Origin of the sequence: Nonomuraea rhizosphaerae, from assembly GCF_019396405.1 — a bacterium.
GTDB classification, from domain to species: Bacteria; Actinomycetota; Actinomycetes; order Streptosporangiales; family Streptosporangiaceae; genus Nonomuraea; species Nonomuraea rhizosphaerae.
Map to the genome: position 1 here is coordinate 1 of NZ_JAHKRL010000106.1, position 11,242 is coordinate 11,242.

Consider the following 11,242-nt stretch of genomic DNA (forward strand, 5'->3'; position numbering starts at 1 on the left):
GCCCCGGGCCGCCGGGGCGGGCGTTCCGTCCGTGGCACAGGCCGCCACCATGGTGCTCAGGGCGGCGAGGGCCAGCATCCGGGGGAGGGAAATCAAGGTGGTACTCCAGGACTATGTACTACGCATCACGCGTCTCACTAGTGAGACAACCAAAGGCAGGCATAGGTGGGCGAACGCCGATAACGATCATGTAACGGCTTCCTGAAGGGCTCGATTCCCCTCCGCCCGTCAGTCCTTGAGGCTGGTGGTGACCGTGGCCTTGGCCGGCGGCCTGATCGAGACCTTGACGCCCCAGTGGCTGTAGCGGGTCTCGGTGGTGACGGTCTTCTCGTCCCACTGCGGGATGTCCAGGAAGTCCGTCGCCGTCCACGAGGTGGTCAGCCGGCTGGGCAGGCCCCTGCCGTCCAGCCTGAGGGTGTACGTGACGGTCGCCTCGGTGTCCGGGCGCTGCGGCATCGACCCGTTGAACCAGTTCGACACCTTCGCGAGCTGGTCGAAGGTGATCTTGCCGGTGTACGTGGAGCCGCTCCGCCTGCCGTTCTTCACCAGGGCGGCCAGCGTGCCGGGCTCGACGGGGCTCACCAGCTGGCCGAACCAGCCGCTCATCGTGGTGAGGTTCATCCGGCTGTACGTCTTGAGCCAGGTCTTGCCCTTGGGCAGGTCCTTGCTCAACTCGCCGCCGGACACCCAGGCGGTCTCACCGATGGTGACGGTGCGCTCGGGCTTCGTGCTGTGGCCCTCGTACAGGGGGACTTGAACCTGCCGGCGACGGCCCAGGCCGTGGGGCCCTTCCTGCCGAACCGGATGCTGCCGGTGTGCGTGACCAGCGGCTCCTTGTTGATGTTGCCGATGAACGCGGTCGCGTCCGTGAACAGCACGCCGTGCCCGGCCACGAGTTGCGCCTTCAGCGCGGAGACGGGGTTCCTGGGCGCCGCCTGCGCCGCCTGCCCCGGGGCGGCGGAGACGAGTACGGCGACACCCGTTGTTAGTGCGATGATCATCAGCTTCATGAGGGGCCATCCTGGCGGACATCGATCACGAACGCACCTCAATTGCCGCGCGTAAGCGCCACGACGACGATCGTGACCGACCCGGGGTTTATGCCGGGACCCAATAGGGTGCTGGGATGCGAGTGCTGATATCGGGTGGGGCGGGGTTCATCGGGAGCACGGTCGCGTCGGCGTGCCTGGACGCGGGGATCACTCCGGTGATTCTCGACAACCTCGTCACGGGCCGGCGGGAGTTCACCGAGGGGCGAATCTTCTACGAGGGCGATATCGCCGACGGGCCGCTCGTGGACAAGATATTCGCCGAGCAGCCGGACATCGAGGCGGTCATTCATTGCGCGGCGCTGATCGTGGTGCCGGATTCGGTCGGCGATCCCGTCGGGTACTACCGGGCCAATGTCGCCAAGAGTTTGGAGTTCGCCGACCATCTGCTGCGCAACAGGTGCGGCAGGCTGATTTTCAGCTCGTCGGCGTCGATTTACCGGACCGGCGACGATCACACGGTGGACGAGACGTCCCCGCTGGACCCGCAGAGCCCGTACGCGCGGACGAAAGCGGTGTGCGAGGCGATGTTCGCCGATATCGCGGCCACGCAGCCCATCAAGGTGCTTTCCCTGCGTTATTTCAACCCCATCGGCGCGGACCCGGCGATGCGCACCGGGCTGCAACTGCGGCGGCCCAGTCACGCGCTCGGAAAGATGATCGGCGCGTACGAGGAGGGCACGCCGTTCGAGATCACCGGCACCGACTATCCGACGCGCGACGGATCGGGAATCCGGGACTACGTCCACGTATGGGACCTGGCGGCGGCACACGTGGCGGCTCTGCAACGGTTCGACTCGCTGTCGGAGCGGGAGTCGGTGATCAACCTGGGCACCGGCTCCGGGACGACCGTCCGCGAGCTGGCCGAGGCGTTCAACCGGGTGGTCGAGCGGCCGATCGAGCTGGTGGAGACGGCGCGGCGGCCCGGTGACGTGGCCGGGGCCTACACGCGCAGCGATCTGGCGTACCAGGTGCTGGGGTGGCGGGCGCGTCACTCGATCGAGGACGGGATCAGGCACTCGCTGGAATGGGCCGCCGTACGGGACTCCCGCCTCGGCGGCGGCGAATAGGGCCTGGACCGCGGGCGACTCCCGCCATATGATTCGTATACGAACTGTTCGTGTACGAAAGGAACGATGGACGAAGCAGAGGCGGCACGCGAGGTCGCACGGCTCTACCCGGCCGTCTACCGGCGGTTCAAGGCGTCCAAGCGGCCCGTCGCGGCCGGACTGACCGCGCGGATGCACGCCGTGCTCGCCCACCTCATGGCCGCGGGACCGCTGACGCTCGGCGAGCTCACCGAGCACCTGCAGCTGTCCAAGGCGGCCACCACCGAGCTGGTGGACCGGGTCGAGGAACGCGGGCTCGTGGCCAGGATCAGGGACGAGCGCGACAGACGGCGGGTGTTCGTCTGGGTCACCGACGAGGGCCGGGCCGCGGCCGCCGCGGCCTCGCCCCGGGTGCTGGCCGACGACATGCTGGCGCGTGCCGTACGCGAGATGACGCCGGAGGAACGCGAGGGGCTCGTCACCGGGCTCCGCGCGCTGCTGAGGGAGGAAGGTCCCGATGGATGACGCGGAGAGCTGCCAGAGCTGCGGGATGCCGATGCGGTCGGTGGACGACCACGCGCCCGGCCACCCCGAGAGCACCTGGTGCAGGCTGTGCAGCAAGCCCGACGGCACGCTGCAGGACTTCGACGAGCGGTTCGAGCGGATGGTGCAGTGGCAGACGCAGCGCACCGGCCAGCCCCGGGCCGAGGCGGAGGAGGCCACCAGGGCGTACATGCGCACCATGCCCGCCTGGCACGGCCACCCGAGGCTGATCCCGTGAACGTGCTCGGCGTCGACAACATCCTGGTCGACGTGGGTGACCTGGCGCGGGCCAGGGAGTTCTACGGCGGGGTGCTGGGGCTGCGGGAGAAGTTCTCGACGCGGGAGCTGGCGCTGTTCGCGATCGGCGAGGAGACGCCGGGGCTGCTCGTCCGGGCCCGCGAGGAGACGCCGGGGCCGCTCGCGCGTGAGGGACGGCCTGGCTCGATGCGGGTGTGGCTGGAGGTCCCCGACGCCCGCGCGGCCGCCCAGGAGGTGGGCGGGGAGGCGTTCGAGGTGCTCACCGGGTGGACGGTCGAGATCGCCGACCCGTGGGGGAACGTCGTGGGGCTGACGGACTACGCCAAACGGCCACGTCTCTCCCGTACGGGGACGGGAGGGACGTGACCGGTCAGCGGCTTGCCTCGCTCACGTAGTCGCCGAGTGGGCGCTTACTGGGCGATCCGGCCGAGCGGGAGCTCGACGGACGGAAGGCCGTTCTCGTCGGTGCCCTCGCTGTCCTTCAGTTCCGAGGTCACCTGGTCGGCCGGAGGCGCCGCGATCGACACCCTGGTGCCCCAGCCGGTGAAGCGCGTGTCGACGCTGATCGTGGCCTTGAGGCCGGGCTCGATCGCGTCCAGCGGGTACTTCGTGACCAGCCGCGTGGGCAGGCCCTTGGCGTTCACGGTGAGCTTCCACGACAAGGCGACCTTCGCCGTCTTCTTGCTGGGCAGGCCGAGCATCATGTTGCCGCGCAGGCTCGGGGAGATCTTGCGGAGGCTGCCCACGGTGATCTTGCCGGCGTAACCGCCTGATACGGGCTTGGCGCCCTTCAGCAGGGCCCTGAGCGTCGCCGGCTCGGTGATGTTGAGCGGCTGTCCATAGATGCCGGTGTAGCCGGAGAAAGGAATCCTGCCGAGCTTGTACCAGGTCTTGCCCTCCGGCAGGAGCTGCGAGAACAGGCCTCCGGAGGCGTAGGTCGTCCCGCGTACCGAGACGATGCGCTCGGGCGTCTTCAGTACCTTGACGACCTCACTGTCCTCCTCGCTCTCCTCGGCGACTGCCAGGATGGCGGGGTTGAACTTGCTCGTGGCGTCGGACGCGGCGACGCCGGACCCGCTGAACTGGTAGGCCCCTGTCCGGCGTACGAAGACGACGTTGACCTTGCCGTTCCCGAGGTTGGAGCGCTCGCTGAACCTCACGCCCTTGCCCGCGACGAACTGCTTCTTCACCGCGGTGAGCGGGTCCGTCCTCGGCGCGGCCTGAGCGGGCGCGGCGGCCACAAGCGTCGCGGCTGTCGCTAACGCCAGCCCTGTGATGATGCGCTTCATATCAATACCCTCGTCTCTTGATTAACGGAAGCGGAGAGGATCGTCCCAAACAAAGATCACGGGGATATCTCAACTGATTGTCCGCGACGAGGAAAAAGTGTGGATGTTTCGTGCAGACGGGGCCCCGGGAGATCCCGGAGCCCCGTCTGTCGAGCTTCCTTGTTATTGGACGTTGCCGTCGTCGTCCGGCGGGACGCTGACGTAGTTCCTGTCGATGGACGCGGGCGGCTCGGGAGCCTTCTTCACCAGTGCCTTTATGTCCACGACCTGGTCGGCGGGCGGCGCGGTGACCTTAACGGCGGTGCCCCACTCGGTGTAGCGGGAGACGGTCGCGGCCTTGAAGGTGAGCTTCTTGCTGAGCTTCACCGTCCACGTGATGGCCAGTCGCTTGACCAGCTTCTGCGGATCGAGTGTGAGCCGCCACGAGATGACGGTCCTGGCCGCCTTTCCGGTGGGCTTGATGGCGATCTGCTCGCGGAACGTCGGCGACACCTTGTACAACGCGCCGAACGTCGTCGAACCGCGATACTGCGAACCGCTCACCGACTTCTTCGTCGCCAGGAGGTATTTGAGCGTCGCCGGTTCAAAAACGTTGACGAGTTGGTCACCGAACGCAGCCGAACCGGCGCTGGCGTCCATGCCCACCCAGGTCGCGTGTTCGGGCATAAGCGTGCTGTAAAGGCCGCCGTTGACGTACTGGCGCTTTCCGGTGCTGACGAGGTAAATGCGTTCTGTCAGCAGATCGATGGAGTCGGCCAGGTCCGGATTCTTCGCGGCCGCCTTCTCCAGGCTCGCCCGCTCCTTCGCCGACAGGGAGGGGGTGCGGGTCACCTCCACGCCCGCGATGCCCTTGGCGTCGAGACCGATCGCGCCCACCCGGTCGGCACTGGTGTAGGAGTCGCCGCTGATGGTGATGTCGGTGTGCTCGGTGAGCTTGACCCCTTGCCCCGCGACGAACTGCTTCTTCAGCGCCGCGACCGGGTCCACCGGCTTGGCCTGCGCGAACGCGGGACTGGCCACGGCCAGCGCGGACACAGCCGCCGCGCCGGCGATCCATCGCCTCATAGATTGGGTGCCCTTCTTCAGATGTCGCGAAATATGGTGCTGAAGTGAGATCACTGTCACATAACGGGATAACCCAGACCCGATGACCTGGGCAGGTCAAGCTTGGGGCTAGGCTTCACTGGCGGAAACGCCCGGCACGCACCCAGAGCGTAGGAGCTCGCCGTGAGAGAGCGAGGCACGATGCCAACGAGCGGCGAAGCGTACGCGACAATTAGCGCAGTGACTCGGGCCGTCACACATCAGTCGGATAGAACAAGGACGGACCCTCGTGGACCTGTTCGAACATCAGGCGAAGGAGCTCTTCGCTGACTACGGCATCCCGGTGCCACGCGGCATTGTCGCTCACACCGTGGAGGAGGTGCGGGCGGCGGCCGAGCAGCTGACCGGCCGCGTTGTCGTCAAGGCCCAGGTGAAGACCGGTGGCCGTGGTAAGGCCGGCGGCGTGAAGGTGGCCGACGACGCCGCCGACGCGGTCGGCAAGGGCGAGGCCATCCTGGGCATGGACATCAAGGGCCACACGGTCCACAAGGTCCTCGTCGAGGAGGCCAGCGCGATCGCGGAGGAGTACTACTTCTCCTTCCTGCTCGACCGCGCCAACCGTACGTTCCTCGCGATCTGCTCCGCCGCCGGCGGCATGGACATCGAGGAGGTCGCCCACAGCGCGCCCGACAAGGTGGCCAAGGTCCCGGTGTCGGCGCTGACCGGCGTCGACCGCGCCAAGGCCCGTGAGATCGCGGTCGCGGGCGGGCTGCCCGAGCAGTCGCTCGACGGCGCCGCCGAGCTGATCGAGAAGCTGTGGTGCTGCTTCGTCGACGAGGACGCCACGCTGGTCGAGGTCAACCCGATGATCCTGTCGGCCGACGGCCAGGTGAAGGCCCTCGACGGCAAGGTCACCCTCGACGACAACGCCGCCTTCCGCCAGACGGACCACGAGGCGTTCGCCGACAAGGCCGCCGAGGACCCGCTGGAGGCCAAGGCCAAGGAGAAGGACCTCAACTACGTCAAGCTCGACGGCGACGTCGGCATCATCGGCAACGGCGCGGGCCTGGTCATGTCCACGCTCGACGTGGTGGCGTACGCGGGCGAGGGCTTCCCCGGCAAGCCGTCCCCGGCCAACTTCCTCGACATCGGCGGCGGCGCGTCGGCCGAGGTCATGGCCTCCGGCCTGGAGATCATCCTCTCCGACCCGTCCGTGAAGTCGATCTTCGTGAACGTCTTCGGCGGCATCACCTCCTGCGACGCGGTGGCCAACGGCATCGTCTCGGCCTTCAAGCTGCTGGAGAGCCGCGGCGAGGCGGTCACCCACCCGCTGGTGGTTCGACTCGACGGCAACAACGCCCAGCTCGGGCGGCAGATCCTGGCCGACGCCGCGCTCCCGCGCGTCGAGCTGGTGGACACGATGGACGACGCGGCCAAGCGGGTCGCCGAGCTCGCTGCGGTAGGTGCGTGACATGGCTATCTGGCTGACCGAGAACAGCAAGATCATCGTTCAGGGCATGACCGGCGGTGAGGGCACCAAGCACACCCGCCGCATGCTCGCCTCCGGCGCCCGCGTGGTCGGCGGCGTCAACGCACGCAAGGCGGGGACGACGCACGAGGGCCTGCCGGTGTTCGGCACGGTCAAGGAGGCCGTGGAGGCCACGGGCGCCGACGTGTCGGTCGCGTTCGTGCCGCCGGCGTTCACCAAGAGCGCCGTCATGGAGGCCGTCGACGCGGAGATCCCGCTCTGCGTGGTGATCACCGAGGGCGTGCCGGTCCACGACTCCACCGCGTTCTGGGCGTACGCGATCGAGAAGGGCAACAAGACCCGGATCATCGGCCCCAACTGCCCAGGCATCGCCTCGCCCGGCGCCTCCAACGCCGGCATCATCCCCGCCGACATCACCACCGCCGGCCGCATCGGCCTGGTGTCCAAGTCGGGGACGCTGACGTACCAGCTCATGTACGAGCTGCGCGACTTCGGCTTCTCCACGGCGGTGGGCATCGGCGGCGACCCGGTCATCGGCACGACGCACATCGACGCCCTCCAGGCCTTCCAGGAGGACCCGGCCACGGACGCGATCGTGATGATCGGCGAGATCGGCGGCGACGCCGAGGAGCGCGCGGCGGCCTACATCGAGCAGCACGTGACCAAGCCCGTGGTGGCGTACGTGGCCGGCTTCACGGCGCCCGAGGGCAAGACGATGGGTCACGCGGGGGCGATCGTCTCCGGGTCGGCCGGCACGGCCCAGGCGAAGAAGGAAGCCCTGGAGAAGGTGGGCGTCCGCGTCGGCAGGACGCCGTCGGAGACCGCCCGCCTGATGCGGGAGATCATGCAGGCGCGTTGATACGTGGTTCTTGATCCGCCCCGCCGGTGCGTCTCGCCGTGCGGGGCGGAGTCTTTTTGCTTTTTTACGGCAGGCCGCCCCCACCGCCACCCGCCGCACAGGGCTGAGGGCCTCCAGGAACACGGCCGCTGACCGGATGGTGGCCCGGCGCCGTTACGCGCGAATTCTCAGCCGGTGGCGTGGGCGTCGTCCCACCCCTGCGATGATGCAGGGGCGCCCCCCGGCGGATCGGCCGGTTCGTGGATCGGCAGGAAAGTCGGGTGTGGCGGCGAGTCAACCAAGCGTTGGTCGGGAAAGCTTGAGAAAATAACATCTTGTGACGGCGCTACTCGAACAGGTACTTGGACGGCTGCCCGGCGTCTCGAGTGACGACGACGAGGCGCGCCGGCCCCTGCCTGTCTCCGGCATGCTCGCCGCCGCCATGACGCTCGGCGTCGGGCTCGCCGTCCTCACCACGCTGACCCTCGTCGGCTGGATCGCCGCGCCGCGAGGCACGCTGGGCACCGGGCTTCCCGGAGTGTTCAGGACGGCCGCCCAGGTGTGGCTGGCCGCGCACCACGCCGGGTTCGCCATTCCCGGCGGCAAGGTGGGGCTGCTGCCGCTCGGCCTGACCATCCTGCCCGCCGTCCTGCTCTACCGCGCCGCGCGCTGGATGGCCCGTGACGCCGACCTGCGGCTGCGGCTGCCGGCACGGCTGCCCAAGAACAGCCCGCGGGAGAAGGCCAACGCCCGCCGCCGCGCCCAGCTCGTCCTCGTGGCGCAGGCGGGCGTCTCGCTGGCGGCCCCATACGCGCTGCTGGCCGGGTTGATCGCGCTCGTCGCGCGCAACGACATCACCCAGCCGTTCATCGGTGAGGCGCTGGTCAGCCACTTCGCGCTGGCCTTCCTCGCCGGGGCGGTGGCGACCGCCCGCACGATCGGCCCCTGGCGGGCCATGCTGCGGCTGCTGCCCGAGCGGGTGCGCGCACTGACCGTCGGCACGGCCGTCGCCATCGCGGTGCTGCTGGCGGCCGGGCTCGTCCTCGTCCTGGTCGCCCTGGTCCTGAACTTCGGCCAGGTGCGCGCGCTGTCCGACGTCCTGGCGCCCGGGTTCGTGGGCGGCGTGCTGCTCCTGCTGGTCCAGGCGCTCTACCTGCTCAACACCGTCATCTGGGCCGCCTCCTACATCGCCGGCCCCGGGTTCGCCGTCGGCGCCGGCACGCTGGTCGCGCCCACGGGCGTGCAGCTCGGCACGGTGCCCAGCCTGCCGCTGCTCGGCGCGCTGCCCGAGAGCGGGCCCGTGCCCGGCTGGACGATGGCGGTGATCGCGCTGCCGTTCGCCGCCGGGGCCGTGGCCGGGGTGGTGGTGGCCAGGATGGCGCCGTCGCCCTCGTACGAGGCCGCGCCGCTGTGGGGCTTCTTCACCGGGATCACCACCGGCCTGGTCGCGGCCCTGCTCGCCGCGCTGTCCGGCGGCCCGATCGGCGGCGGCCGGCTGGCCACGGTCGGCCCCTCGCCGTGGGAGGTCGCCCTGTCGGTCGGCCTGGAGGTGGGCGTCGCCGCGGGCATCTCCGCCGGCGTGACCAACCTGCTGCTCCTGAACCGCCGCGCCCGCCTCCCGCTCGACAAGGCCGCTGCCCCCGTGCGCAAGGCCGGCGCCGCGATCGCCAGGGCCGCCAGCAAGGTCGGCCTGGCCGAGGCCGACGCTCGCCCGCTGCCCGGCCACTGGATGGACGCCACCGAGGCCGACACCCAGGAGATCCCGGTCATCCGCGACGACTGGCAGGACGAGCACGCCTCGGCGGCGGCGGAGACGATGTCCCAGGCGCGCCCGGCGCAGGCGGAGCAGCCACGGCCGCCGCGTACGGACATCGTGGACGAGTCGGACGACCGGGGTGGCCACGTGATCTACGTCGACCCGTACGCGTGGGACCGCGACTGATACCTGATGTAACCCCGTACAACTCATGTTGTTGAACGGCATCAATCGCTATTGCACGGACCCCATGAAGCGTTTACACATAAAGGGCACGGGGACGAAACGCCACCTTTTATGTAAACGGGTGACTACTTTCAAGGGGAGAAATGTTACGCGCCATCCGTCCTGGTCGTGCTGTGTGCGCGACCGTCACAGCCATCGCCACGCTGATCATCATGGCCCTCCCGGCACACGCGGCCGTAGGCCGACTCACGTTATTCACCGACACTAATTTCGCGCAGCCGACGACGAACATCAGCTACGAATCCTGCCAGGCCTTCATCGGCGTGGTGCCCGGCCGTCGAGCCGGCTCCTTCGACAACCAGCCGCTCCCCAACTGTCAGGTCGTCCTGCACGCGCTCAGCGGCGACCTCACGCTCTGCGCCGGACGCGCCGTCGTGCCGCCCGCGTACCGCCAGGCGATCTTCTACGAGATCCGTACGGGGAACAGCGTTCCCTGCGCGCCCTAGCGGCGCCGACTCCCAGCCCCCGGCAGCCGGGGAGGCTGTCGGGGGCTGTTTCCCGACCGAGGGGGGACCATGAGGAAGACCGCTCTCTTAGCCATGCTCGCGCTCGTGCCGCTGCTGGGGCCGCCCGCGGCCGATGCCGCCGTCACCAAGCCGCCGGACGTGGACGCCGTCGGCTCGTGGAACACCGCGGCGCTGGAGATCGTCCGGCTGAAGCGGGCCGGCGATGCCGACGCCGCCAGGACGTACGCGATGGTCAACGTCGGCATGTACGACGCGGTCAACGGCATCGCCACGGCCCGCGGTGACCACGCTCGTACGTCCGCGATCCAGCAGGCCGACACGGACGGCAACCCCTACACCGACAAGGTGGACACCTGGCGGGCGCGGGCCGGCAACCCGGGCACCTCACCCGAGTACGTCTCCGGGCACAGCACGTTCAGCGGTGCCGCGGCGGCTGCCTTGGCCGGCTTCTTCTGCGACGACAGGATCCCCTTCACGCTCGTCACCGACTCCGCGCCGATCGATCCGGCCACGGGACGGCCGTGGGAGCGCCGGTTCCCCGGCTTCTCGGCCGCCGCCGGGGACGCCGGCAGGTCGCGGGTGTTCGGTGGGCTGCACTTCGAGTTCAGCAACCGGGATGGGCTGGCGATGGGCTCGAACGTCGCCGCGGAGATCCTCGCCAGGCGACTGCTGCTGAGATCCGGCCCCACGCATGTGGGCGCGTGTCCACGCTGACAGAAGTGGAGCGGTGTCATCCGTCCGGGGTGGTGGCTCGCTGGCGATTCACCCCGGTTACTTCGGTTACTTCGCTTTCGCGGTGGAGGGCAGTCGGCGCGTGGCTGGGCGCAGTGCCCAGGACGCGACCGCCAGCGCCGCGAAAGCGCCGGGGGCGATGAGGTTGTCGAGGGTGTGGTGCGCCGCGAGCTGGGACGCGCACGCGCCGATCATGTTGATCACGATGCCGGCGTAGGCCCATTCCTTCAGCCGCGGCAACCCCGGGACCAGCAGTACCGCCGCTGCGATGATCTTGGCCGTGCCCAGGATCGTGGCCAGATAGGCGGGGTATCCCAGCTCGATCATCATCGGGTAGAACGGCGCCATCCTGAGCAGGTCCATCGCGCCGCCGACCGCGCACTCACCGACGACGACGGCGGTGATGACCCAGTAGGCGGCGCCGGCACGGCGGGGGTGTGCGGTCGCGGTGGTGGTCATGGCCGTGGGCATGGGCGGGGTTC

The 11,242-nt window shown here is 69.2% G+C and carries 14 protein-coding genes; 9 read left to right on the top strand and 5 right to left on the bottom strand.

Features of this window, described 5'->3' with window-relative positions; all coding sequences use genetic code 11:
* Positions 1 to 228: 228 nt before the first annotated feature.
* Positions 229 to 687, bottom strand: coding sequence for a hypothetical protein (locus KME77_RS05240; RefSeq protein WP_219462515.1), 459 nt, complete (start codon positions 685 to 687; stop codon positions 229 to 231).
* Positions 669 to 1,010: a hypothetical protein gene (locus KME77_RS05245; RefSeq protein WP_219462517.1), complete on the bottom strand. Its 342-nt coding sequence runs from the start codon at positions 1,008 to 1,010 to the stop codon at positions 669 to 671. Before KME77_RS05245 ends, KME77_RS05240 begins: the two co-directional genes overlap by 19 nt.
* Positions 1,011 to 1,126: 116 nt before the next feature.
* Between KME77_RS05245 and galE the strand changes: the two genes are divergently transcribed.
* From galE to KME77_RS05265, 4 genes are all read left to right on the top strand, one after another.
* The gene (gene galE / locus KME77_RS05250; RefSeq protein ID WP_246609202.1) at positions 1,127 to 2,119 is read left to right on the top strand and encodes a UDP-glucose 4-epimerase GalE; all 993 of its coding nucleotides are present in this window, start codon (positions 1,127 to 1,129) and stop codon (positions 2,117 to 2,119) included.
* Between the two features lie 66 nt (positions 2,120 to 2,185).
* Positions 2,186 to 2,623, top strand: a complete 438-nt coding sequence (locus KME77_RS05255) for a MarR family winged helix-turn-helix transcriptional regulator (RefSeq protein ID WP_219462519.1) — start codon at positions 2,186 to 2,188, stop codon at positions 2,621 to 2,623.
* Positions 2,616 to 2,879, top strand: coding sequence for a zinc ribbon domain-containing protein (locus KME77_RS05260; protein ID WP_219462522.1), 264 nt, complete (start codon positions 2,616 to 2,618; stop codon positions 2,877 to 2,879). The genes KME77_RS05255 and KME77_RS05260 overlap by 8 nt, the downstream gene beginning before the upstream one ends.
* The gene (locus KME77_RS05265; RefSeq protein ID WP_219462524.1) at positions 2,876 to 3,265 is read left to right on the top strand and encodes a VOC family protein; all 390 of its coding nucleotides are present in this window, start codon (positions 2,876 to 2,878) and stop codon (positions 3,263 to 3,265) included. Before KME77_RS05260 ends, KME77_RS05265 begins: the two co-directional genes overlap by 4 nt.
* A 44-nt stretch (positions 3,266 to 3,309) precedes the next feature.
* Here the strand turns inward: KME77_RS05265 and KME77_RS05270 are convergent, their stop codons facing one another.
* Together KME77_RS05270 and KME77_RS05275 are read right to left on the bottom strand one after the other, a co-directional pair.
* The gene (locus KME77_RS05270) at positions 3,310 to 4,188 is read right to left on the bottom strand and encodes a hypothetical protein (protein ID WP_219462526.1); all 879 of its coding nucleotides are present in this window, start codon (positions 4,186 to 4,188) and stop codon (positions 3,310 to 3,312) included.
* Between the two features lie 162 nt (positions 4,189 to 4,350).
* The gene (locus KME77_RS05275; RefSeq protein ID WP_219462528.1) at positions 4,351 to 5,175 is read right to left on the bottom strand and encodes a hypothetical protein; all 825 of its coding nucleotides are present in this window, start codon (positions 5,173 to 5,175) and stop codon (positions 4,351 to 4,353) included.
* Positions 5,176 to 5,521: 346 nt separating this feature from the next.
* Between KME77_RS05275 and sucC the strand changes: the two genes are divergently transcribed.
* The 5 genes from sucC to KME77_RS05300 all read left to right on the top strand — a co-directional run bounded on the left by sucC (position 5,522) and on the right by KME77_RS05300 (position 10,742).
* A complete protein-coding gene (gene sucC / locus KME77_RS05280) occupies positions 5,522 to 6,703 on the top strand; it encodes an ADP-forming succinate--CoA ligase subunit beta (protein WP_219462529.1) in 1,182 nt (393 codons plus the stop codon).
* Between the two features lies 1 nt (position 6,704).
* Positions 6,705 to 7,580: a succinate--CoA ligase subunit alpha gene (gene sucD / locus KME77_RS05285; RefSeq protein WP_219462531.1), complete on the top strand. Its 876-nt coding sequence runs from the start codon at positions 6,705 to 6,707 to the stop codon at positions 7,578 to 7,580.
* A gap of 316 nt (positions 7,581 to 7,896) precedes the next feature.
* Positions 7,897 to 9,501, top strand: a complete 1,605-nt coding sequence (locus KME77_RS05290) for a cell division protein PerM (RefSeq protein ID WP_219462534.1) — start codon at positions 7,897 to 7,899, stop codon at positions 9,499 to 9,501.
* Positions 9,502 to 9,674: 173 nt separating this feature from the next.
* On the top strand, positions 9,675 to 10,007 hold the full coding sequence (locus tag KME77_RS05295) for a hypothetical protein (protein WP_219462535.1): 333 nt from the start codon (positions 9,675 to 9,677) through the stop codon (positions 10,005 to 10,007).
* A 69-nt stretch (positions 10,008 to 10,076) separates the two neighbouring features.
* The gene (locus tag KME77_RS05300) at positions 10,077 to 10,742 is read left to right on the top strand and encodes a vanadium-dependent haloperoxidase (RefSeq protein WP_219462536.1); all 666 of its coding nucleotides are present in this window, start codon (positions 10,077 to 10,079) and stop codon (positions 10,740 to 10,742) included.
* Between the two features lie 66 nt (positions 10,743 to 10,808).
* Here the strand turns inward: KME77_RS05300 and KME77_RS05305 are convergent.
* Positions 10,809 to 11,242 (bottom strand): DoxX family protein (locus KME77_RS05305; RefSeq protein ID WP_219462537.1); only part of this gene is annotated, 434 nt, incomplete at its 5' end.

What these genes read in the sequence shown, in the direction of transcription:
- KME77_RS05245 (WP_219462517.1), bottom strand. Translation starts at nt 1,010, where the DNA reads ATGAAGCTGATGATCATCGCACTAACAACGGGTGTCGCCGTACTCGTC.
- galE (WP_246609202.1), top strand. Translation starts at nt 1,127, where the DNA reads ATGCGAGTGCTGATATCGGGTGGGGCGGGGTTCATCGGGAGCACGGTC.
- KME77_RS05255 (WP_219462519.1), top strand. Translation starts at nt 2,186, where the DNA reads ATGGACGAAGCAGAGGCGGCACGCGAGGTCGCACGGCTCTACCCGGCC.
- KME77_RS05260 (WP_219462522.1), top strand. Translation starts at nt 2,616, where the DNA reads ATGGATGACGCGGAGAGCTGCCAGAGCTGCGGGATGCCGATGCGGTCG.
- KME77_RS05270 (WP_219462526.1), bottom strand. Translation starts at nt 4,188, where the DNA reads ATGAAGCGCATCATCACAGGGCTGGCGTTAGCGACAGCCGCGACGCTT.
- sucD (WP_219462531.1), top strand. Translation starts at nt 6,705, where the DNA reads ATGGCTATCTGGCTGACCGAGAACAGCAAGATCATCGTTCAGGGCATG.
- KME77_RS05300 (WP_219462536.1), top strand. Translation starts at nt 10,077, where the DNA reads ATGAGGAAGACCGCTCTCTTAGCCATGCTCGCGCTCGTGCCGCTGCTG.